Origin of the sequence: Streptomyces sp. NPDC051976 (assembly GCF_040680795.1) — a bacterium.
Taxonomy (GTDB): Bacteria; Actinomycetota; Actinomycetes; order Streptomycetales; family Streptomycetaceae; genus Actinacidiphila.
On record NZ_JBFAXL010000011.1, the window covers coordinates 18,771 to 39,286 of the forward strand.

Annotated in this window: 20 protein-coding genes; 7 read left to right on the plus strand and 13 right to left on the minus strand. The window is 71.7% G+C overall.

The features are described 5' to 3' along the window. The first annotated feature begins 255 nt into the window (after positions 1-255). Positions 256-987 carry a tRNA-dependent cyclodipeptide synthase gene (locus tag AB0M29_RS14310; RefSeq protein ID WP_365382550.1) on the plus strand — a complete coding sequence of 244 codons (732 nt, stop codon included), beginning with the start codon at positions 256-258 and terminating at the stop codon, positions 985-987. Next, positions 965-2,161, plus strand: coding sequence for a cytochrome P450 (locus AB0M29_RS14315; protein WP_365382551.1), 1,197 nt, complete (start codon positions 965-967; stop codon positions 2,159-2,161). Before AB0M29_RS14310 ends, AB0M29_RS14315 begins: the two co-directional genes overlap by 23 nt. 95 nt (positions 2,162-2,256) lie before the next feature. On the opposite strand, the gene AB0M29_RS14320 is transcribed toward AB0M29_RS14315, so the two are convergent. The 7 genes from AB0M29_RS14320 to AB0M29_RS14350 all read right to left on the minus strand — a co-directional run bounded on the left by AB0M29_RS14320 (position 2,257) and on the right by AB0M29_RS14350 (position 7,162). Next, a complete protein-coding gene (locus AB0M29_RS14320) occupies positions 2,257-2,679 on the minus strand; it encodes a hypothetical protein (protein WP_365382552.1) in 423 nt (140 codons plus the stop codon). Positions 2,680-2,797: 118 nt separating this feature from the next. Further along, positions 2,798-3,208: an SgcJ/EcaC family oxidoreductase gene (locus tag AB0M29_RS14325; RefSeq protein ID WP_365382553.1), complete on the minus strand. Its 411-nt coding sequence runs from the start codon at positions 3,206-3,208 to the stop codon at positions 2,798-2,800. A gap of 120 nt (positions 3,209-3,328) precedes the next feature. Beyond that, the gene (locus tag AB0M29_RS14330) at positions 3,329-4,438 is read right to left on the minus strand and encodes a serine hydrolase domain-containing protein (protein ID WP_365382554.1); all 1,110 of its coding nucleotides are present in this window, start codon (positions 4,436-4,438) and stop codon (positions 3,329-3,331) included. Continuing rightward, complete coding sequence (locus AB0M29_RS14335) at positions 4,435-5,358, minus strand: hypothetical protein (protein ID WP_365382555.1); 924 nt, start codon at positions 5,356-5,358, stop codon at positions 4,435-4,437. The genes AB0M29_RS14330 and AB0M29_RS14335 overlap by 4 nt, the downstream gene beginning before the upstream one ends. After that, a complete protein-coding gene (locus AB0M29_RS14340) occupies positions 5,355-6,284 on the minus strand; it encodes a hypothetical protein (RefSeq protein ID WP_365382556.1) in 930 nt (309 codons plus the stop codon). Before AB0M29_RS14340 ends, AB0M29_RS14335 begins: the two co-directional genes overlap by 4 nt. Further along, a complete protein-coding gene (locus tag AB0M29_RS14345) occupies positions 6,281-6,973 on the minus strand; it encodes a hypothetical protein (protein ID WP_365382557.1) in 693 nt (230 codons plus the stop codon). The genes AB0M29_RS14340 and AB0M29_RS14345 overlap by 4 nt, the downstream gene beginning before the upstream one ends. Before the next feature lie 9 nt (positions 6,974-6,982). Then, positions 6,983-7,162: a hypothetical protein gene (locus tag AB0M29_RS14350; RefSeq protein ID WP_365382696.1), complete on the minus strand. Its 180-nt coding sequence runs from the start codon at positions 7,160-7,162 to the stop codon at positions 6,983-6,985. A 529-nt stretch (positions 7,163-7,691) separates the two neighbouring features. On the opposite strand from AB0M29_RS14350, the gene AB0M29_RS14355 reads away from it, so the two are divergent. Next, entirely contained in the window at positions 7,692-8,867 is a 1,176-nt protein-coding gene (locus AB0M29_RS14355) for a hypothetical protein (RefSeq protein ID WP_365382558.1), read from the plus strand. Here AB0M29_RS14355 and AB0M29_RS14360 read toward each other — a convergent pair. Together AB0M29_RS14360 and AB0M29_RS14365 are read right to left on the minus strand one after the other, a co-directional pair. Further along, entirely contained in the window at positions 8,864-11,020 is a 2,157-nt protein-coding gene (locus tag AB0M29_RS14360) for an FUSC family protein (protein ID WP_365382559.1), read from the minus strand. The genes AB0M29_RS14355 and AB0M29_RS14360 overlap by 4 nt on opposite strands. A 79-nt stretch (positions 11,021-11,099) precedes the next feature. Beyond that, complete coding sequence (locus AB0M29_RS14365; RefSeq protein WP_365382560.1) at positions 11,100-12,068, minus strand: sigma-70 family RNA polymerase sigma factor; 969 nt, start codon at positions 12,066-12,068, stop codon at positions 11,100-11,102. Positions 12,069-12,462: 394 nt separating this feature from the next. Here AB0M29_RS14365 and AB0M29_RS14370 point away from each other — a divergent pair, with 394 nt between their 5' ends. Then, positions 12,463-13,236 (plus strand): transglycosylase SLT domain-containing protein, encoded by a 774-nt coding sequence (locus AB0M29_RS14370; protein ID WP_365382561.1) that lies wholly within the window; start codon positions 12,463-12,465, stop codon positions 13,234-13,236. A 100-nt stretch (positions 13,237-13,336) separates the two neighbouring features. Then, positions 13,337-13,807, plus strand: a complete 471-nt coding sequence (locus AB0M29_RS14375; protein ID WP_365382562.1) for a hypothetical protein — start codon at positions 13,337-13,339, stop codon at positions 13,805-13,807. A gap of 19 nt (positions 13,808-13,826) precedes the next feature. Here the strand turns inward: AB0M29_RS14375 and AB0M29_RS14380 are convergent, their stop codons facing one another. Beyond that, positions 13,827-15,041 carry a serine hydrolase domain-containing protein gene (locus AB0M29_RS14380; protein ID WP_365382563.1) on the minus strand — a complete coding sequence of 405 codons (1,215 nt, stop codon included), beginning with the start codon at positions 15,039-15,041 and terminating at the stop codon, positions 13,827-13,829. 150 nt (positions 15,042-15,191) lie between these two features. Then, a complete protein-coding gene (locus AB0M29_RS14385; RefSeq protein WP_365382564.1) occupies positions 15,192-15,827 on the minus strand; it encodes a LysE family transporter in 636 nt (211 codons plus the stop codon). Between the two features lie 129 nt (positions 15,828-15,956). Between AB0M29_RS14385 and AB0M29_RS14390 the strand changes: the two genes are divergently transcribed. Next, positions 15,957-16,409, plus strand: coding sequence for an Lrp/AsnC family transcriptional regulator (locus AB0M29_RS14390; protein ID WP_365382565.1), 453 nt, complete (start codon positions 15,957-15,959; stop codon positions 16,407-16,409). A gap of 27 nt (positions 16,410-16,436) precedes the next feature. On the opposite strand, the gene AB0M29_RS14395 is transcribed toward AB0M29_RS14390, so the two are convergent. Next, positions 16,437-17,144 (minus strand): SDR family NAD(P)-dependent oxidoreductase, encoded by a 708-nt coding sequence (locus AB0M29_RS14395; RefSeq protein ID WP_365382566.1) that lies wholly within the window; start codon positions 17,142-17,144, stop codon positions 16,437-16,439. Positions 17,145-17,257: 113 nt separating this feature from the next. On the opposite strand from AB0M29_RS14395, the gene AB0M29_RS14400 reads away from it, so the two are divergent. Next, positions 17,258-17,881, plus strand: a complete 624-nt coding sequence (locus tag AB0M29_RS14400) for a TetR/AcrR family transcriptional regulator (RefSeq protein ID WP_365382567.1) — start codon at positions 17,258-17,260, stop codon at positions 17,879-17,881. A 1-nt stretch (position 17,882) separates the two neighbouring features. On the opposite strand, the gene AB0M29_RS14405 is transcribed toward AB0M29_RS14400, so the two are convergent. Further along, complete coding sequence (locus AB0M29_RS14405; protein WP_365382568.1) at positions 17,883-20,312, minus strand: family 20 glycosylhydrolase; 2,430 nt, start codon at positions 20,310-20,312, stop codon at positions 17,883-17,885. Positions 20,313-20,516: the final 204 nt, after the last annotated feature.

Consider the following 20,516-nt stretch of genomic DNA (forward strand, 5'->3'; position numbering starts at 1 on the left):
CCGTCCGCTCCGTGCGGGCGGATTCCGGGAAGCCGGTGCGCCCGGCGGCCGGCCGCTCGCCCCTACCGCACGCCCGTACCGCGCGCCGCAGCCGTTGCCGTGGGTCGCACACTCGGATGATCAGACGATCAATTCTGGCCAAAACCACGTGGTAACCACTTGTGACCAAGCGCTACGGCTAGCGTGATCGCGTCGCGCAGCCACACCCGGGGCACCAGGCCCCGCTGGGACTAGCGCGCGGCGGAGGGTTCCCGCGTGCCCACAGCTCTTACGCTCGTGGCCGATATCTTCAAGGTCCAGCCCTACACTCCGCACTGCGAGGTGATCTACGAGGAGGGGGCGCATGCCGTCATCGGCGTCTCGCCGGGCAACAGTTACTTCTCCGCGCGGCGGCTCCATGATCTCGCCCGGTGGGGACTGGCCCGATTCGAGCAGGTGGACTTCGTCTACACCGACCTGTTCGTCGCGGAGATGTACGAGGCCTGCGGTTACACCGCCGAGGACGCCAGGCGGAAGGCGGTCAAGAACCTGCGCGGTGTCCGCGCGAAGGTGGTGAACGCGGTCGAGGAGGCCGATCCCGGCGGCGGGCGCCTACGGGCGCACCCGATGTCGGAGTTCCGCGGCAACGCCGCGTACCAGGCCATCCACCAGGATCTGGCCGAACGGCTCGCCCGTGACGAGGAGTTCCGCGCCGTCTGCGACGCGCTGGTGACCGCGTTCCTGTCGTCACGGGTGCTCCAGGGCGCGGCCGCCACCCCGGAACAGCGGGCGGTGTGCCTGGAGTACGTGTGCGCCGAGGCGCCGCTGTTCCTCGACACCCCGGCGATTCTCGGGGTGCCGTCGTCGCTCAACTGCTACCACCAACTTCTCCCGATGGCCGAGCTCCTCTACTCGCGCGGCTCCGGGCTGCGCGCCTCCCGCAACCAGGGGCACGCCATCGTCACCAGCGAGGAAGGGGCCGACGATGACCGTCGCCATGTCGCCTGAACTGATCGACTTCCCGTTCTCGTGGAACGGCAGCACGGTCCCGCCGCAGGTCGACGCCCTGCGAGCGGCCAGTCCCGTACGCCGGGTCCGTACCATCGCCGGGGACGAGGCATGGCTCGTGACGTCGTACGCCCTGTGCAAGCAGGTGCTGGAGGACCCGCGCTTCTCGCTGAAGGACACCTCCAGGGCCGGCGCCCCGCGGCAGTACGCGCTGACGATCCCGCCCGAGGTCGTCAACAACATGGGGAACATCACCGGCGCGGGGCTGCGCAAGGCCGTGCTCAAGGCGATCAACCCGAAGGCGCCCGGACTGACGGACTGGATGCGGGGCCACGCGGTGCGGCTCGTCGAGGAGTTGACGGCCGACGGGGCTCCCGCCGACCTCAAGAACGGCTTCGCGGACCCGTACTCCGCCGCGATGCACTGCTTCATCCTGGGCATCCCCCCGGCCGACGCGCCCAAGCTCATGCGCAGTCTCGACATCGCGTTCATGAACTCGGCCTGCCCCGTCGCCGGGGCCGCGCTGAACTGGGACCGCGACATCTCCTATATGAAGGAGCGGCTCGACGATCCGCTCGCCACCGGTCTGATGCGCGATCTCGCGGTGCTGCGCGAGGACCCCGACTACGACCACCTCACCGACGAGATGCTGGCCACCGTCGGCGTCACGATGTTCGGCGCGGGTGTCATCTCCACCTCGGGATTCCTCACGATGGCGCTGCTCTCGCTGATCCAGCGCCCCGAACTCGTCGAGCGGCTCGTCGCCGATCCCACCCTGATCCCGGCGGCGGTCGAGGAGCTGCTGCGGATCAACCTGTCCATCGGCGACGGCCTGCCCCGACTGGCCCTCGAAGACGTCCGGTTGGGCGACGTCGAGGTCAAGGAGGGCGAACTCGTCCTCGTCCTGGTCGAGGGCGCCAACCTCGACCCCGCCGAGTTCCCCGACCCGGACCGGGTCATCCTGGACCGCCCCAACGCCGGGGCCCATCTGTCCTTCGGCGGCGGCCAGCACTACTGCCCCGCCACCGCCCTGGGCCGCCGCCACGCGGAGATCGCCCTCGAAACCCTCCTCGCCCGCGCCCCGCGCCTGGCACTCGCCGTCCCCGTGGACCAACTCGTCTGGCGCACCCGCTTCATGAAGCGCATCCCCGAACGCCTCCCCGTGCTCTGGTGAGCAACACCCAGCGCCCGGACGGCATTTGACGCACCGTCCGGTCCCAGCAGTCCCACGGCCTCGCCGCGGCCGCGACCGGCCGCGGCGAGGTGTGACTACACGGTCTTCAGCGGCTCCTTGAAGGACTTGCGGAACACCGGCCCGGCGAACGGGATGATCGACGACATCATCTTCGCCCCGAACGAGTGGGGATGCCGCTCAAGCCTGACGTCGATGTGGGTGCCCTCGGTCGTGGGCGTCATCGTGAAGTTCCAGCCACCCGACCCGAAGGGCTTCGAGTCGCGCGTGGTGACGGTGACCGTGTTCTGCGACGGGTCCCATTCGTAGCGTGCGCGCTCCCACGACTTGTCGTTCCCCTCGGTCACCTCGGCCCAGGTGTCCCCCCGCTCATGGACCTGGAAGTGCTCGGCGTCGATGGAGGGCCACTCCTCGACGCGGGAGGGGCTGAAATCGGTGAGCACTCCCATCACCTCGGAGGGGCTCATCGAGGAGTTCATCTGGAAATGCAGGGCTGGCATGGCCTGCTCCTAGGATCGAAGGGCCTCGCCTCCCAGCATGCGCCTCCCACCGACCCGGCGCACGGTCAGCGCCAGGTCGGTGATCGCCCGGCCCGACAGCCGCGAGCGCCTGGACCGTTCACTGCGCGGGGGCCAGCACCGGGCTGTTGTGGTAGGCGGCGATCAGCCAGCGGCCGTCCCGCTTCTCGAAGACCCAGGTCGCGTTCACCTTGGCCGCGTCCGGGAGCTCGGTCTGGCCGCCGAAGAGGATGCCGGACTCGCTGACGACGATCGCGGCGTCGCTGCCGACGAAGCGGAGGCTGAGCTGCTTGTTGTAGGTGGAGGTGTCCTTGAGCGGCCCCGCGAACGCCAGGGCCATGCTGTCGCGGATCACCTCGCGGCTGTCGCGGAGCGAGCCGGTCATGATGGCGGTCGCGTCCTCGGTGTAGTCGGCGACCATACCGGCGGCGTCGCCGGCCTCCCACGCCTTGTAGGAGTCGACCAGGACGGCCTGGATGGCTGCCGCGTCCGCCGTACGAGTGTCTGACATCGGAATCTCCCTTGTGAGCGGTCCGTCCGGGCTCTCCCGGCGAACTCACCCCTACATACCGGCGCCGGTGGCGGAACTCATCGCGTCGGCGGGGAAGCTTTTCCGAGGCGTCCTCGACGGTCAGTGTGCCGAGGTGAGCAGGGCGTACGCCGTCGGTACGAGCGCGTCCGCGCGGCGGAACCTGCGGGTGGACAGGGCGACCACGGCGGTGCCCGTGTCGGGCTGGAAGCCCAGGAACGCCTGCTGGCCGCTGGTCGCCCCGGCGTGGAAGCAGACGGGCCCGCCGGGGGCCGGGTGCCGGAACCAGGTCAGGGTGTGCTCGTGCCGGTGCCCGAAACCCCGCCGGAGGTAAGGCCGTTGGACCGCGCGGAGGGCGCCTTCCAGCGGCAGCCCGTCGGGGAGCAGATGCGCCTCCAGGAAGGTGAGCAGCTCGTACGGGGTCGCCCGTACCGCCCCCGCGGCCTGGAAGCCGCCGACGTCCAGCGGGGGTGTGGGAGTCCTGCCGTCTGCGCGGTGGCCGGTCGCGTCGACCGCGCGGGACGCGGGGCGCGCCGCGGTGTCGGGCAGTCCGAGCGGCCGCAGCAGCCGTTCGGTGAGGAGGCGCTCCCAGGGTGTGCCGGTGGCGGCGGCAAGGGCGTGGCCGAGCGTGGCGACGCCGAAGTTGGAGTACCGCCAGTGCGCGCCCGGCCGGTGCCGCGGCCGGGCGCGCAGGAAGGCGCTGATCACCCGGTCCGAGGAGTAGTGGCCGTACGGGTTGGTGGCCCACCGCCGCACCGCCTGCGGGTAGAAGTCGGCGGGCAGCGGGGGAAGGCCCGAGGTGTGGGTGATCAGATGGGTGAGGGTGATCGGGTGCCGGGCCGCGGGCCGCTCCGGCGCGAGGAACGACGCCGCCGGGGCCGCGGCGGACAGCACACCGGTGTCGGCCAGGTGCGCCAGGAGCAGGCCGGTGAACACCTTGGACGCGGAGCCCAGTTCGTAGCGGGCCCGGTCGCGGGGAACCGGCGGCGGCGCCGCACGGCCACCGCAGCGCACCGTACGGCGGCCCCGCCGGGACACGGCGAGGACGACGTCAGGGGCGTCCACGCCCCGCACCAGCTCGTCGAGGCGCGCTCCCGTCCCGTCGTCGTCGGGCGGCGCCGCACCGCCGTACCCCGCCGCGACCGCTTCAGCCGCTTCGGACGCTTCGGCCGCCGGGTCGGATTCGTCGGGGTGCGGCGCGTACCCGGTCATGTCGGTTGCGCACCGGACAGCCGGGCCATGGCCCGCGAGGTCGCCATCACGGAGGCGAACGCCGCCACCAGGGTCGAGTGGTAGACGATGTCGAAGACGTCGGACGGGTCGCCCTCCGGCATCGTACGGATCGCGGGCATCGCCCCGTCCGGCTGCTGCGCGGCCGCGAACGCCTCCCAGGCTGCGTCGTCGAGCGTCGGCTCCGGCAGGCACGCGTCGACCGTGAGGAGTTCGCCGAGCAGGTCCCAGCGCTGCAGGTCACGCCAGTCGTCCAGCCAGACCGGCAGCCACAGGGCGAGGTAATCGGCGATGGCCCGCGGCAGACCGCCGGGCCGCGCACCCCAGTCGGTGAGGTGGAAGACGGTGTGCGTGATGTCGTAGCCGATGTGCCCCTCGACGGTCCAGGGCTCGGGTGTCCGGGCGAGCCAGGTACGGCCGGCCGCCTCCGCGACCGGCGGGTTCGGGGTCACCCCGAACAGCCCCTCGCAGCGGGACAGGCCCAGTCGGCGCACCGGATGCAGTTCCAGGGCCGCCCAGCTGGCCAGCCGGGTGTTGAGCCGCGCGGCGCGCTCGATCTCGGGCTGGCAGTAGCCCAGTCCTCTGAACGGCAGGTACACCTCGAAGGGGATCGGGGACATCGGCTCGACGCGCTGGCCGCGGGCGAGCATCTCTCCGCCGTCCAGCGTGTACTGCCAGGTGTGATCGAGCAGTTGGCGGGCCAGCGCCGCCTGCCGGGAGCCGGCGACCCCCTCCCGGAAGAGCACCTCGCAGATGACGCCCAGTTCGCCGACGGGCTTGAAGCGGTCGAGGAAGCCGACCTCCGGGTCGGCGTCCGGCTCCAGCCGGAAGCCGTCCCGGTGGGCGTAGAGCCACTCGATGGCACCGGCGCCGACGCCGTGGACAAGACGGGTGCTGGTCATACGGTCCCACCTCCTGGGGTCCGCCGGCCCCGCGCGACCGTGAGGGTGGCCGCGAAGGCGGCCATCAGCGTCGAGTGGTAGCAGGTGGCGAAGGTACGGGGGACCGTACGCCCCTGGCGGCCGGGCCCCACCTCCACGATCGCGCCGGCGGCGTCCTGCGAGGCGGCCAGCCGCGCCCACGCGTCCCCGTACGCCGCCGCGGACGGAGAACGCGGCAGGCTCGCCGTCACCGCCAGCAGTTCGCACCCGAGGTCCCACTGGTCGTCCTCGAAGCAGGTGTCGACCCAGGGCGGCAGCCAGTCCTCCAGGTAGTCGGCGACGTCCGGGGGCAGCGCCCGCACCCGCAGTCCCCAGTCGGTGGCGTGGAAGACCACATGGGTGAGGGTGTATCCGGCGGTCCTTTCGAACGTCCACGGTTCGGGGAGCCCGCCGAGCCAGGTGCGGCGCAGCAGCGTGCGCGCCGCCCGGTGCGGCGTCAGGCCGCTGCGGCGCTCGGAGTTGGCGATGCCGAGCCGCCTGTTGGGATGCTGCTCGGTCATCCGCCAGCCGCGGGTGCGCGTCACGGTCGACGCGAGCGCTTCGAAGCCCGGGTGCCGCAGCCCTTCGGAGGCGAAGGCCGCGTAGCACTCCAGCGGATAGGTGGCGAACGGCTCCAGCGTCAGGACGTCGAGGAAGAGCGCGCCGTTCCCGGTCTGCCGCCAGGCGTGGTCGAGGAGTTGGGTCGCGGTGCGGTGCAGCGGGTCGTCGGCGTCGGTGCGCCGCCGCACGCAGACGCAGACCTGCGCCAGTTCGCCCAGCGGCTTCCAGGTGCGGTTGACATCCGTCCCGGCGGCGAGCGGGTCGTCGCCCAGCCCGAACCGCGACCGGTGGTCGTGGACCCAGCCCAGGGCCCGCTCCGCGATGCCGTGGACATCGGCCGGCCTCATGCCCGCGCCTCGCCCCGGATCAGCTGGGCCGCGTGGACGTGCAGCGCCACCCGCGCGTCGGCGCCGCCCATGTGCATGACGAAGTCGAGCCCGGCGTCCAGGCCGAGCGTCTCCGGTACGTCCGCCAGCACCGCCAGCCAGCGGCCCGCACCCGCCGCCTGCAGCCAGTCCCGCCGCCGCACGGCCCTGACGAACCCGCGCGCGACGTCCACCGGGCGCTCCTGCGCCTTGCGGGCGACCGCGGAGTCGACGCCGGGGACGGCCAGCGCCGCGAGGCCGGCGAGCTGACGGGTCAGCGCCTGCCAGGAGGCACCTTCCAGCCAGGCGGTCTCGGGTTCCGCGGCGTCCTGCGGCGGCAGCCCTTCGAGGCGCACCAGCACGTGGGTCATCGCCCAGTGGCTCCAGTGGGAGGTGGTGGCGGCGTCGGCCGCGGGCGGGTAGGCCCTGCGCGCCTTGTCGAACACCGCGAGATCCCCCGCGTCCGGGGGGCCGCCGACGAGGACGGCGGGCAGCAGGCAGTCGGCGCCCAGCACCCGTACCGCCGCGAGCGCGAGTTCACCACCGGCGCCGGCGACCGCCGCGTCGCCCAGGGCGGCACCGTGGCCCCCGTCCCGAAGGACGGAGACCACGTCGGAAGCCAGACTCTGCACCGCGCCCGTCAGCGGGGAAGAGGCGCTCGTCTGTTCCATGGTGTTCCGTCAGCCCTTCTTCGGCCGCGGAGTCGGCGGCGAGAGCAGCAGGCCGATCGTGCCGGAGACGAGCGCGAGCGCCGCGCACTCGGTGCTGTCCCGGTAGATGCCCTCTGCCTCGGTCGGGTTCAGCTCTGCTTCCACGTCCCGCTGCCTGACGGGGGCGGTCTCGTGAGTGAGCGGTTCCAGGGACGCCAATTTCACCATCTCCTTCGAGGAAGTGGGGATCCGCGCTTCCGCGGTTCCCTATTCCAGGTAAACGCGGACCCCGGGGTGTCGCAACCGGTAATGTAATGACGCTTTCAACGTCTTTACCCCGAAGAGATTGATCGTCCCCCGATCGGAGTAATCGAATGGATGTGGATATGTTTACTCCCGCCGGACCCGGGCAACCTCGTCGACCTGCACTCGCCCAGCCCGCCAACTCGCGGTTTCGCCACGCCCGGACGCGGGTGGGTCGCGGGTTTCCGACTCCGGACCCAGCGGGAGCGTGCGGGTAGGTGTACGTACCACCGTCAAGGCCGCCGCCTCAATTTCCGTATGCGAAAATTCCCCGAAGGTGCTTTTAGGGGAATGAGGGACCGGAGAGGGGGGCGATCAGCTGAATGATGGTCACAAGGTTGGCTATAAACGGACTGGTCCCCCTGTGTCGGATCCGCCAGACTCACGGCCTGCGGTCCGCCGTCGCGGCGGCCGCCGAGAGTGGGGGGACGCACGTATGGACATCGCAGAGGCCAAGCAGGCCGTCACCGACCTGAGGACGGCGCAGCCGTCGTTCACCGGCCCCGACGTGGCTCGGGCGAACCGGCTCATCGACCACCCGGACGATCTCAACCAGTACTTCTGGGGCACCTGCGGCATGGCCGCGGCCGTCCGCAGCTTCCTTCTGTACGACCGGGCCCGGTTCGTGGAATTGCTGCGGGCGGTCTACGCGGGCTCGGCCTTCAACGGGATCGCCACCGGTCCCGGTGCGCTGCTGGCCGGCCGCGTGAACCAGCGGGACGCGAAGGCCGCGCAGCCGATGGGGGCCCCGTACGAGCCGCTGTTCGACCTGGACTTCGTGCTGACGCGGAGCCTGGGCAAGCTGCTGAAGATCCGCTCACCGAAGATGTACGAGGCCCAGACCCTCTTCTCGGAGCAGATCGCCCGGCTGTTCAACGTGAAGGAGCCCTTCCTGGACGCCTTCACGCTCGACCCCGAGCACATCGCCACCCTGAACGCGGGCAAGGTCGACGCCGACCTCGCCTTCGAACTGAAGATCAAGGGCTGGCGGTTGGGCCAGGTCGCGGGCTTCACCGTCGACCTCCCCACCACGAGCATCGAGACGGTGGTCCCCGGCGACCACTGGGTGCTGAGGTTCGACGCGGGAGGACGCCAGCGGGCGCTGCGGGTCCTGCGGACCGCCGCGGGACCGCTCCAGGTGGCCGTCGACGTCCGCGGCAGCGAGACCGCCTTCCGCGACCAGGGCGATCTCGGGCTGGACGCCGACGGCATCAAGGCCCTCATGCTGAACGTCGTCGGCGCGCCCACCGCCACCATCACGCGGATGGCGCCCGCCTCGCCGAAGGCGGCGGTCGACGCGGTGAACGCCCAGCTCTCCGGCCCCAAGCCGTACGTCTACGCGCTCATCCGCAGCTTCGACGACTGGACGAAGGCCAACTTCGACCCCGCGGAGCGGACCTTCGCCAAGCCGCCGACCGCGCCCGCCCCCATCTGGGGCCGCGCCGAGCCCGAGGGCGAGCACATCGTCGCGATCAACGGGCCCATCAGGACGGAGGGCACGAACTACGTCGTGCCGGTGTGGACATGGAAGAACACGTTCGAGGTGCGGATCCCGGCGGCGCACCTGGCGGGCTATGTACCGATCCTGGTGCACGGCAGGATCGGCAACTAGTTCCTCGGGCCGCCGTGGGCGACGCGGGTCAGGTCGGTCATGAGGGAGGCGAGCCAGGACTCCGTCGCGTAGTAGAGGAGTGGCGCGCCGGGCGGCTGCGCGGTGAGGTCCGCGAGCCGGGCGTCGATCAACGGCACCGGCGTGTTCGGGATGTCGCCGCTGGGGTCCAGGGCCGCGGACACCTGCAGCATCCGTCCGGCGACCCGGTCGCCCAGTGCGGCGATCGACCGGGCCGCCGCCGGGCCGACATCGGCCGTGGGGGGCTCCAGCAGAAGGGTGGAGCCCCGCAGGGTGTGGTGCACGGCGATCAGTGTCACCTGCCAGTCCACCGAGGGCAGCGGGCGGCCCCGGCTGCCGCCGAAGAAGGTCGGCTCGCTCTGGAACTGCGCGTACGCGGACTCGGCGAGGATCAACTCGTGGTGCAGCGACTTCCGGCCGGGCGCGGCCGGGGACACGTCGGTGGTCGCGCCGGCGGCCACCGACGCGCTGGTCGCCACCACGATCTCGGCGGCGCGGCGCATCAGTTCGGCGGTGGCGCCGCGCAGTTCGTCGTGCGCGCCCCGCGGCCAGGCCAGCAGGCCGACGACCGCGCCGATCGCGCTGCCGACGAGCACGTCCAGCGCCCGGAACTCCGCCAGCCGCCAGGTGGTCGGCGCCAGTTGGGCGAACACCAGGGCCACGAGCACCGTGAACAGGGCCTGGGCCCAGCCGACGCCCTTGACCGGTCCGACGGTGAAGGCGATCAGGGCCACCGCCGGGAGCACGACGGCGTAGACGACGGTGTGCGATCCCACCAGGGTCAGGATGCCCGCGGTCACCAGGGCGCCGAGCAGCGTGCCGGTGAGCGCGCGGCGGATGGTGCTGCGCGTCTCGTCCATCGTGGTCCGCGTCAGGGTCAGGGTGGCCAGCATCGCCCAGAAGCCGTGCGGCAGCGTGTCCACCCCCGCCACCAGCCGGGCCGCGGTCAGCGCCAGGGACAGGCGTACCGCGTTCTGGAAGAACACCGACTTCCGCTCGGCGTGACCCTGTACCCGGTGCCACCACAGGACCGGGGGCCGGGCCCTGGCGTACCAGAAGGCGCTCGTGGGCTCGATGAGCGCGGCCTTCCGGCCGTGCGCGGCGACGTCGGAGGCCACCACCAGGGCCAGCCCGGCTTCGGCGACCTCCAGCACGGCGGCCTGCTGGCGCATCACGGCGGGCGAGCACTCCGTCACGGTGGCCCCCTCCCCCACGAGCGCGGGCTCCGGCCCGAGCGTCGCCAGACGCTCCCGCGCGGCGATCAGTTCCGCGTGGGCGGCGGTCGGCGACGCGCCGGAGCTCAGGCAGTGCGCGGACGCGGCGGCCACCGCGGCGACCGCGTGCAGGACGTCCTCGGCCAGGGGGATCGGCGGTCTCTCGGGGGTGACATGCAGCAGCGCCAGCCGATTGAGCAGAGCGCGTACGGCCATCCCCGTGTGTGACAGGGCCCGCTCGTGGATGCCGGGCCCGGCCGGACGCTCGGCGTCCGGCACGTTGAGGGAGCGCAGGGCCTCGCCGTTCTCCCGCCCCTCCCGGAGGTCGTGGTCACTGAGTGTGTACGGCGGCGCCGCCAGGAGCGACGCGAAACGGGCGGCCGTCCGCGACGCCGCGGCGGCCCGCTCCCGGTACGGTGCCGGGCCCGGCTCGCGGAACAGCAGCGTCTCGGAGGCGACGAGCAGCGCGAGACCGACCGTCGTCCCGGCCAGCCGGTCGCCCAGCGTCGCGGGGGCGTAGGGCGGGAAGGACGGCAGGATGTAGAAGAGCTGCAGCCCCGGCGCGGCCCCCGCCACCCGGGGGCCGCCCACCGCGGAGAACGCCAGGGCGAAGCCGACCACCAGCATCCCGACGACGGCGCTCCACGTCCGTACCGACAGATAGGTGCCGACGACCACGAGTACCCAGGTCACCGGGAGTACGCGCAGCACGGTCGCGGCCCGCTGCCGCCCGTTCCCGGGGATCTTGGACAGCCCGCCCAGCGCCACGGCGCCGAACAGCGCGTACGTGGCCGCCACCGGACGGTCGAGTCCGTAGCGGAACAGATAGAAGCCCCCCGCGGCGGCCAGCGTGACCCGGACCGCGTCGCGCCCCGAGACGACGTACGCCCGGGGCAGCCCCCCAGCTCGAACACCGGCCACCCCTCCAGATTCGCCCATGGCGGGCCGCCCGGCATGTCCGCGGCGGCACGGCCGCCCGGAGGTGGAGGGGCGCCGCGCCCTAGGAGGCGACGATTTCCGCCGGGAGGCCGAAGGAGGCGAAGATTCGCGGGTCCTGGAAGACGGAGTTGCGGCTGATGCCGTGGGTGGTGACGGCGAAGAGCTGGAGGGTGTGCAGGGCGTAGTGGTCGCCGACGCGCTGGTAGGCGGCGAATCCGGGCTGGCCGTTGGCCGCGACGGGCTTGAGGCGCCAGTCGGTCCCGGCCTTGTCGAAGACCCACTCCATGAACACGCCGTAGTTGTCGCGGCCGACGAACCAGTTGACCATCGGCGGCATCTCCATGAGGACGTCCTCGGTGATGAGCTGTTTCAGGCCCTCGATGTCGGCGAGCTCGAACGCCTTCATATAGCGGTCGACCCAGACGCGCTGCTCGGCGGCGGAGGGTTCGGCGAGGCGTTCCTGCTGGACTCCGAGTTCCTTCAGTCGGCCGCGGGCCCGCTGGAGGGAGCTGTTCACCGAGACGACGGTGGTGCCGAGGATCTCCGCGGACTCGGCGGCGGAGAAGCTGAGGACGTCGCGCAGGATCAGCGCTCCGCGCTGGCGCGCGGACAGGTGCTGGAGGGCCGCGGCGAAGGCCAGCCGGAGGCTGCTGCGGTCGATCACGGTCCGTGCGGGGTCGCCCGCGTCCAGCAACGAGTCCGGCAGCGGCTGGAGCCAGGTGATCTCGTCACCGCCCCTGACCAGCGGGGCGCGCGGGTCGGAGGCGGCCACCAGTCCGGACGGCAGGGGGCGGCGGCCGCGGACCTCCAGGGCGGTGAGGCAGGCGTTGGTGGCGATCCGGTAGAGCCAGGTGCGCAGCGAGCTGCGCGTCTCGTCGTACCGGTCGCGCGCCCGCCAGGCCCGTAGATAGGTCTCCTGGACCAGGTCCTCCGCGTCGTGGGCCGAGCCGAGCATCCGGTAGCAGTACGCGAGCAGCTCCGTACGGAACGGCTCGACCCGGCGATCGAAGCCCTCCACCTTCGTCGTCACGGCCACGCCTCTTCTTCCCTGGTCCCGATGCGAGTGCTCGCACGCTACCGGAGGGCACGGACAGGGCGTGCCCAACGGCCGCCCGGCACGCGGGAAAACCTCCCGCGCGGACCGCCCTGGGAAGGCCCGAATTCCGTCACGCGCCGCGTTCTCCCGATTTCCTTGTGTGAGTACAGGAGGGGGGCCGTGTGATCCCCTCTACGTAACCTGCCTCACATACGAACGGGATTAGTAGACGCCGGCACGCGAGATCCGCTTCATTGTCGCGGACAAACCGTCCCGTAATCCTCTTCCACCACCATCTACGAGTTTGTCCGTAGATGGTGGCTTTGACCTCCGATTTCGGAACCTCTAACAATTCTCGGGTCCCCAAACGGAAGAGGAAACACGCCTTATGCAGCTCCCCGCGATCCCGAAGAAGTTCCCGACCCTCGCGTCCTTCAACCGCCTGCCGAAGAAGCACAAGATCACCGTGGTCGGCGCAAGCGCCGGCGCAGCGGTCGTGCTGGCAGTCACCGGTCTGCAGGCGACGGCCGGAGCCGGAGCGGCGACCGCGGCGGACGCGCCCACCGGGCACAGCGTCACCGCCGGGCAGCACCTCAAGCAGCCGGTCGCCCTGACGGGCACCAAGACGGACCTCACCACCCACAAGGCGGCCCCGCAGCACAAGCCCGCCGCCAAGCCGAAGACCCTCGCGGCCAAGGCCCCGGCCGCCAAGAAGGCCGCGGCCGAGCACACCAAGGCCAAGGCCGCCTCGCGGTCGGCCAAGCGCGCCCCCGTGCACCACGTGGCCAAGGCTCACGTGGCCAAGGCCCACGTGGCGAAGGCCGCCGTCACCAAGCACTACGCGAACAACCTCGACGGCTGGATCCGCGAGTCGCTCGACATCATGCACTCCAAGGGCATCCCGGGCACGTACGAGGGCATCCACCGCAACGTGATGCGCGAGTCCAGCGGTAACCCCCAGGCGATCAACCTGTGGGACGTCAACGCCCAGAACGGCATCCCCTCCAAGGGACTGCTCCAGGTCATCAACCCGACGTTCCGCTCGTACCACGTCGCCGGCACGTCCTGGGACATCTACAACCCCGTCGCCAACATCACCGCCGCGTGCAACTACGCGGCCGACAAGTACGGCTCGATGGACAACGTGAACTCCGCCTACTGATCACCAGCAGGCAGTTCGGGGCACCGACGGGCGCCCGTCCCCTCACCAGGGGGCGGGCGCCCGTCGCCGTTGCCGTGGGCCGCCTGCGTAGGATCACCCGATGGACTGGGGATTGCTGGCCAGCACGGCGCTGGGTGCCGTCATCGGCATCGTGACCACACTGGCCGCGGACCACCTGCGCGCCAAACGCAGCCGCGAGGAGCGGGACGAGACCGCCAGGCAGCAGCTCTACGGCGAGTACCTGGCCGCCCTTGCCCGCACCAGGAACCACATCCGCACGGCGGCCCGGGACGGCGGCCTGCCCGCCGACGAGCGGGCGCGGGCCGCCGCCGCGGCCTTCCACGAGTCGAACGCCTACGAACTGCGGTACCAGATCGCCGTCGTGGCCTCCAAGGACGTCGTCGAAACGTCGACGCGCGCCTTCCGCGCCCTTCGTGACCTCAGGGACCAGGTGGAGGAAGGCGCCCTCCACACCGACCAGGCCTACGTCGACGCCCGCCTGCGATGGGACCTCCTGCTCGCGGAACTCCGTGTCACGATGCGACGTGACCTCAACCGAGAGGCCTTCTAGACCCACGAGGTCACGACGGCTACCGGCCGGTGACGGAGCCGTCGTAGACGTTGTCCGGGGTGGCGACGGCGGTGACCGCGCGGGCGAGGAGGGTGGACGGTTCCTGGCCGCCGACGGTGGTGTCCGTGTTGATCATGATGACTAGGGTGGCCTTCTGCGAGGGCAGGTAGACGGTCACCGTCTCGTAGCCGGGGATGGAGCCGTTGTGGCCGATCCATCCGTTGGCGTCGAAGATGCCGAGGCCGTAGCTGAGGCCGGGGAAGCCGGTCGGCAGGGTCGTGAGCCGCTGCTCCTGGGTCTGCGGGGTCAGCAGCTCGCCGGTGGCGACGATCTTCGCCCAGCGGTGCAGATCCTCCAGGTTCGAGATCATCGCCCCGGCCGCCCACGCCCAACTGGGGTTCCAGTTCGTGGAGTCGGCGACCGCGCCGCTCAGCGTCTGGTTGGTGTAGCCGTGCGGGTGCGGCTCGGGGAACTCCGTCCCCCGCGGGAGCAGCGTGTGGGTCAGGTGGGTCGGCCGCAGCACCCGGTTGGCGATGAAGTCACCGAGCCGCTGGCCGCTGACCTTCTCGACGACCAGGCCGAGCAGGATCAGGTTGGTGTTGGAGTACTGGAACTGCGCACCCGGCGCGAAGGTGTTGTCGTGCTTGAAGCCGTACGCGAGCACCTCCCGCGGCGTGAAGTACCGCTGCGGGTCGCTCAGCAGGGCCTGGATGAAGTCCGGGTCCGAGGTGTACGGGAACAGGCCGCTGCGCATCTCGGCGAGCTGGCGCAGCGTGATGTGGTCACCGTCCGGCACCCCGCGGACATAGCGGGAGATCGGGTCGTCCAGGCCGAGCCGGTGCTCGTCCACGAGTTCCAGCAGCGCGGTGACCGTGAAGGTCTTGGTCTCGCTGCCGATCCGCTCGTACGGGTTGCGCGGCATCGGCTGACCGGTGGCCTTGTCGGCGACACCACTGGTGTGGAGGTAGTTCCCCTTGCCCGGCATCCACAGCCCGACGACGGCGCCGGGGATACCGGCCTGCCGGCGGACGTCGTCGATGGTCTTGTCCAGCTTGGCCGTCAGCGCCGGGCTCAGGCCGCCCTCCCGGCAGCCGTCACCGTCGTCCCACTCGCACCCGGCGAGCCGGTCGCCGCTCGCGGCGTGCACGGTCGTGGCGGGGGCCGCGGTCATCGGCAGCAGGACGGACGCCGCGAGCAGCGTCGAAGTGAACAGCCTGCGGGGAGTACGTCGCATGTCGGAGCGCTTCTTCCGGTGGAGGGGTCGGAAAAGAACATCACCATCCGAACGCCTGGCGACGGCCGCCCCGCCGGGCGCGCTGTCCGGAGTCCACTCGTTCGGAGGCACCCAGCCGCCCGGGCGGCCCCGCTCCCCGGCTCATCGGCATCACTGCGCGAGCAGCCGCTCGGCCAGCAGCAGGGCGCCGATGCCGATCATGGCCGCGCCCGAGCAGCGGGACACCGCCAGCGCGACGGCCGGACGCGTGCGCAGGACCCGGCGGGCGGTGGTGCCCACGCCCGCGTAGACCACGGCGCAGTTGGCGGTGTGCACCAGGCCCAGCAGGGTGATCTGGACGGCGAAGGGCCAGCTCGCGCCCCGGGCGGCGAACTGCGGCAGCAGCGCGAGGAACAACAGCAGGGCCTTCGGGTTGAGGCCGCTGATCCCCGCGCCCTTGGCCGCCCGCCTCACCCAGGACGCCGGGTCCACGGCGGCCTGGTCCTTGGTCGCGGCAGCACGAGGGGTCGACGGGCGAGCCAGCGTCGCGGCCCCGAGCCACACCAGATAGACCGCGCCCGCGGCGGTCAGGGCGGTAAGCGCCAGGGGCGAGCGGGCCACGAGGGTCGCCACGCCCGCCGCGACGACCGCGGTGAGCGCCAGATAACCGGCCAGCAGGCCGCCGACGGCGGGCAGGATCGTACGGTCGCGCAGTCCCGCCGCGATCGCGTAGGCCCAGTCCGCCCCCGGGACCAGTACGAGCAGGAAGGACACCGCCCAGAAGGCGGCGACGCCGCTGATCGCCATGCTCTCCACCTCGTCCGCCGTGGCCGGGCCCCCTCGGTACCGGCCTCCAGGGGAAAACTAGGCCGATTCGGGCGGAAAGTGTTTCCAACCTTTCCCCAAATGAGCACGGAGGGTGGAAGACTCTTCTCCATGGACGACGTGGACCGGAAGATTCTTGCCGAGCTGCAGAGCGACGGCCGGCTGACGCTCACCGAACTCGCCGAGCGGGTCCGGCTCAGCGTCTCCCCCTGCCACCGCCGCCTGCGCGCCCTGGAGCGCTCCGGGGCCATCGCGGGCTATCACGCCCGGCTCGATCCCCTCGCCCTCGGCCTGGGCTTCGAGTCGCTGGTCTTCGTCACCATGCGCTACGAGGACCGCGAGACCGTCGCCGCCTTCGAGCAGGCCGTCGCCGACATCCCCCACGTCCTGCTGGCCCAGCGCCTGTTCGGCGACCCCGACTACCTCCTGCGGGTCGTCACCCGCGACCTGGCGGCGTACCGCGAGCTGTACGACGAGCGCCTCGCGACCCTGCCCGGCGTGCAGCGCCTCAGCTCCACGCTCGTCATGAAGAGCGTGGTGGAGGGGCGGCCGCTGCCGCTGTGAGGGCCGGGCGCCGGGCGTCAAAAGCGCTCACCAGGGGACGGTCTCGCCGTGGCGGTCGAGGAACCGCAGGCCCGGGGCACCGGCCTGGGACTCCAGGACGTCGACCACGGCCGGGATGCTCTCCTCCGGGATCAGCGGCGCGTCGGGGCCGCCGAGCCGGGTCCGGTTGTGGCCCGGGTCGATCAGCAGCTTGGTGTGCGCGTCGCCGCGGTGGCGGGTGGCGTAGCTGCGCATCAACTGGTTGAGCGCCGCCTTGCTGGCCTTGTAGAGCTCGTAGCCGTCCTCGGTGTTGCGCGAGACGCTGCCCTGCTCGGAGGACATGACGGCCACCGTCCCGCCGGGGACGACGAGGTCGCGCAGGGCTTCGAGCGTACGCAGCGGGCTCAGCGCGTTGGTGACCATCACCTCGGTGAACATGGCGGTCGGAACCTCCCCTATCGGCAGGTCGCCCCGGTCGATCGCGGCGTTGACGAAGAGCAGATCGAGGCGCCGGCCGTCCAGGCGGCGGCGCAGCGCGGCTGTCTCCTCCGGGCTCGTCATCTCCAACGGCTCGATGTCCAGGCGCCCTTGGGAGGCGTCGGCGTACGCACGCAGCTCACCACCCTCCCGGCGGGTCGTCGCGGTGACGTGCCAGCCGCGCCGGGCGAGTTCACCGACGAGGACGAGGCCCAGCCCGCGTGAGGCTCCGACAACGAGGGCGTGGCGGTGGGTCGTGGTGGTGGTCGTGGTGGACACCTGTGCTCCTTCGTGTGCGGGGTCCTTGTCTGGACGCAGAGTCCAGACTGGACGTTGCGTCCAGACTAGCCCACGGCGTCGCGGACCGGGCCGGACCAGGTATCGTGCGTCGTATGCCGGCAGCGAGTTCCCAGCCCCCGAGGACGCACTCGGGTAACAAGCGCGACGAGGCGGCACGGCTGGCCGTGCTGCACGCCGCGGACGACCTGCTCGTCGAGCACGGCTTCGGCGCGCTCACCGTCGAGGCGATCGCGCGCCGGGCGGGCGTCTCCAAGCAGACGATCTACCGCTGGTGGCCGTCGAAGGTCGAGATCCTCCTCGACACGCTCATCGAGGACACCGGCAAGCGCATCCCCGTACCATCGGACACGCCCACGGCCGACGGCATCCGCGGCTATCTGCGCTCCTTCGCCCGTTTCCTGACCCGCGACCCCGCGGGCAAGGTGCTGCTCGCGCTGATCGCCGAGGCGCAGCACGACCCGGCCACCGCCGCGTCGTTCCACCGGCGCTACCTCGGCCCCCGCCGCGCCCTGGAACGCGACCTGCTCGCGCAGGCGGCCGCGGCGGGCGAGGTCGCACCCCGGCTCGGCCCGGATGCCGCCATGGACGCGCTCCTCGGGCCGATCGTGTACCGCGCGCTGACCGGGCAGAGCATTCCCCGCGGGCTGGTGGACACCCTGGTCGAGGATCTGCTCAGGCCCGGCGCGCGCGATCAGACGGCCGAGGCCGCCGGGTAGGTCAGGGCAGCCGCCAGACCTGGTTGGGGCCGGGGTCGTGGCAGGCCCAGATGATCAGCTGGGTGCCATTGGCGGTGCTGCTGGCCGGATCGTCGAGGCACTTGCCGGACTGCGGGTTGACCAGGGACTCCCCACTGCTGGCGTTCCACCGCCACTGCTGGGCGGCGGTGCCGTTGCAGGTGTACAGCTGCACCTTGGTGCCGTCGGCGGTGCCGCCCGAGGTGATGTCCAGGCACTTGCCGAGCGCGTGCAGGGACCCGTCGTCCTGGATCGTCCACTGCTGGGCGGGGCTGCCGTTGCAGGTCCAGAGCTCGACCGCGGTCGCGTTCACCGAGCTGCCCCCGGTGACGTCCACGCACTTGCCGCTGAGTAGGTGGTCCACCGGGCCCGAGGGACCGGCGCCCGCGCCGCCCGCGGGGGTGGTGAACCACTGCGGGCGGGTGTTGCCGCAGGTGGCGGTCTGCAGGGCGGAGCCGTTGGCCGAGGTGCCGGTGGAGACGTTCAGGCACAGCCCCGACGCCGGGTTGACCAGGGAACCGCTCTGCTGCTTCCAGTTCTGCGCGCCCGAGCCGTCGCAGCTACGCAACTGCATCTGCACGCCGGGACCGCCGGCGCCGGGCGCGATGGCGAGGCACTTGCCGAGCGCCCGCAGGGTGCCGTCGGAGGCGGCGGTCCACTGCTGGTTGGGGCCACCGTGGCAGGTCCAGATCTCGACGGGCGTGCCGTCGGCGGACGAGCCGCCCGTGACGTCCACGCATGTGCCGCCCTCCTGGGAGACGACGGGCCCGGTCGGGCCTGTCGGTCCCACCGGCCAGCTGATCTGCGACGAGTGGTAGTAGCGGATGCCGAGCACGTCCCAGCGCGGGCCCTGCGCGGCGAGCCGGCTCGCGAAGCCGGTGAAGTCATGGGTGGCCTGCGGGGACCAGCCCAGTTCCGCGTACGCGGGCAGCCGCGGGAAGGTCAGGTAGTCGATGTCCTGCGGTGTGGTGACCGTCTCGGCCCACAGCGGCGCCTCGATGCCCCGGATCGCGGCGGCGGGCGCGCCGGTCAGGAAGGTGCCGGGGTCCCAGCCGTACGCGGACTGCACGTCGGTGTTCGCGGCCCAGCTCAGGCCGATGACCGTACTGGCGTTGTACTTCTGGTCGATGTAGGCGTGGTTGGCGGGCGCCATGATCACACCGGTGCCGTTGGTGGCCGCCGTGGCCAGCGCCGGGTCGTTGCCCGAGGTGTCCCAGTCCACGGCGATCGTGGAGGGCTGCAGGGTGGAGCCGACGATCTGGTTCCAGCCGATCGCGGTCTTGCCGTGCCGTACGACGTCCTGCTGCGCCCAGGTCATGAACGCGGCGTAGTCGGCCGCGCTGGTGCTGTGCGCCTCGTCGCCGCCGATGTTGATGTACGGGCCGGGGGTCAGCGCGGCGACCTGGCCGATCACGGCGTCGACGAACGCCTCGGCAGTCGGCTTGTCGGTCATGCACAGGGAGCTGGCGCCGACGGCGGTGCTGGTCGAGACCGGCTTCGCCTTTCCGTCGCAGTTCAGGGACGGGTACGAGGACTGGGCCGCGCCGGTGTGTCCCGGCATGTCGATCTCCGGGACGACGGTGATGTAGCGCGCGGCCGCGTAAGCGACGATCGCCTGGTAGTCGGCCTGCGTGTAGAAGCCGCCCGGGCCGCCGCCGACGCCGGTGGCGCCGCCGATCGCGGTGAGGTCGGGCCAGCCGTTGATCGCCAGCCGCCACCCCTGGTCGTCCGTCAGGTGCAGATGCAGGTAGTTGATCTTGTAGAGCGCGAGCTGGTCGATGTCGCGCTTCACCGTGGCCACGGAGGAGAAGTGGCGCGCCACGTCGAGCATCGCGCCGCGGTACCCGAACCTCGGGTGGTCCACGATGTGCCCGCCCGGTACGGTCCAGGGCCCGGCCTGCGCGGTCGCGGACTCGATCTGCGGGGGCAGGATCTGACGCAGCGTCTGCACACCGGCGAAGAGCCCCGCGGGCTGCTGGGCGCGGATCACGACACCGGACGCCGTGACGTCGAGCTGGTAGCCCTGGGCGCCGACCGAGGAGTCCGCGCCGGACAGCAGCAGCGCGATCCCGTCCGCGGGTGTCGTGGAGGTGGCGGTCACCGGCAGCGGGTAGCCGGTGGAGGGGCGGAGGATGCCCGCCAGATAGCCGCCGATCTGGTTCGCCGCGCTGGAGGCCGCGTCGGTGTAGATGGTGGTCGCGGAGGTGATCGGGTACGACACGGACGTGGCGGGCTGGACCAGAACGGGCTGCGGCACGATGGCGCTCATCGTCCCCGCGCCCGCGGCCGCTCGTACGGCCGCCGTCGCCGTCGGGATGCCCGACACCGCGGCGGCACCGGACACGGCAAGGGTCACGGCGGCGACCGCCGCGACTCCCCTGGTGCTTCTGATGCCTGAGATGATGCGTCGCATGCGACCCGGGAGAGCGCGGGGCCGGTGAACCGTCATACCGAGAACCTCCGTCGGAGAGGTGCTGGACTGATGGGGAAGGGCGGTGCCGGACGTACCCGTGCCACAGCGGCCGGGTGCGGGGGGAAGCTACACCCGCCGCCCGAAGTGGTCTAGACATCGGACAGGTCTGGACCGCAGGCGCGTAGACACGCCGATGGTGCCATA

Excerpts from the sequence above, each read along its gene's own strand:
- AB0M29_RS14315 (WP_365382551.1), top strand. The coding sequence starts at position 965 with ATGACCGTCGCCATGTCGCCTGAACTGATCGACTTCCCGTTCTCGTGG.
- AB0M29_RS14320 (WP_365382552.1), bottom strand. The coding sequence starts at position 2,679 with ATGCCAGCCCTGCATTTCCAGATGAACTCCTCGATGAGCCCCTCCGAG.
- AB0M29_RS14325 (WP_365382553.1), bottom strand. The coding sequence starts at position 3,208 with ATGTCAGACACTCGTACGGCGGACGCGGCAGCCATCCAGGCCGTCCTG.
- AB0M29_RS14330 (WP_365382554.1), bottom strand. The coding sequence starts at position 4,438 with ATGACCGGGTACGCGCCGCACCCCGACGAATCCGACCCGGCGGCCGAA.
- AB0M29_RS14335 (WP_365382555.1), bottom strand. The coding sequence starts at position 5,358 with ATGACCAGCACCCGTCTTGTCCACGGCGTCGGCGCCGGTGCCATCGAG.
- AB0M29_RS14340 (WP_365382556.1), bottom strand. The coding sequence starts at position 6,284 with ATGAGGCCGGCCGATGTCCACGGCATCGCGGAGCGGGCCCTGGGCTGG.
- AB0M29_RS14345 (WP_365382557.1), bottom strand. The coding sequence starts at position 6,973 with ATGGAACAGACGAGCGCCTCTTCCCCGCTGACGGGCGCGGTGCAGAGT.
- AB0M29_RS14355 (WP_365382558.1), top strand. The coding sequence starts at position 7,692 with ATGGACATCGCAGAGGCCAAGCAGGCCGTCACCGACCTGAGGACGGCG.
- AB0M29_RS14370 (WP_365382561.1), top strand. The coding sequence starts at position 12,463 with ATGCAGCTCCCCGCGATCCCGAAGAAGTTCCCGACCCTCGCGTCCTTC.
- AB0M29_RS14375 (WP_365382562.1), top strand. The coding sequence starts at position 13,337 with ATGGACTGGGGATTGCTGGCCAGCACGGCGCTGGGTGCCGTCATCGGC.
- AB0M29_RS14380 (WP_365382563.1), bottom strand. The coding sequence starts at position 15,041 with ATGCGACGTACTCCCCGCAGGCTGTTCACTTCGACGCTGCTCGCGGCG.
- AB0M29_RS14385 (WP_365382564.1), bottom strand. The coding sequence starts at position 15,827 with ATGGCGATCAGCGGCGTCGCCGCCTTCTGGGCGGTGTCCTTCCTGCTC.
- AB0M29_RS14390 (WP_365382565.1), top strand. The coding sequence starts at position 15,957 with ATGGACGACGTGGACCGGAAGATTCTTGCCGAGCTGCAGAGCGACGGC.
- AB0M29_RS14400 (WP_365382567.1), top strand. The coding sequence starts at position 17,258 with ATGCCGGCAGCGAGTTCCCAGCCCCCGAGGACGCACTCGGGTAACAAG.
- AB0M29_RS14405 (WP_365382568.1), bottom strand. The coding sequence starts at position 20,312 with ATGCGACGCATCATCTCAGGCATCAGAAGCACCAGGGGAGTCGCGGCG.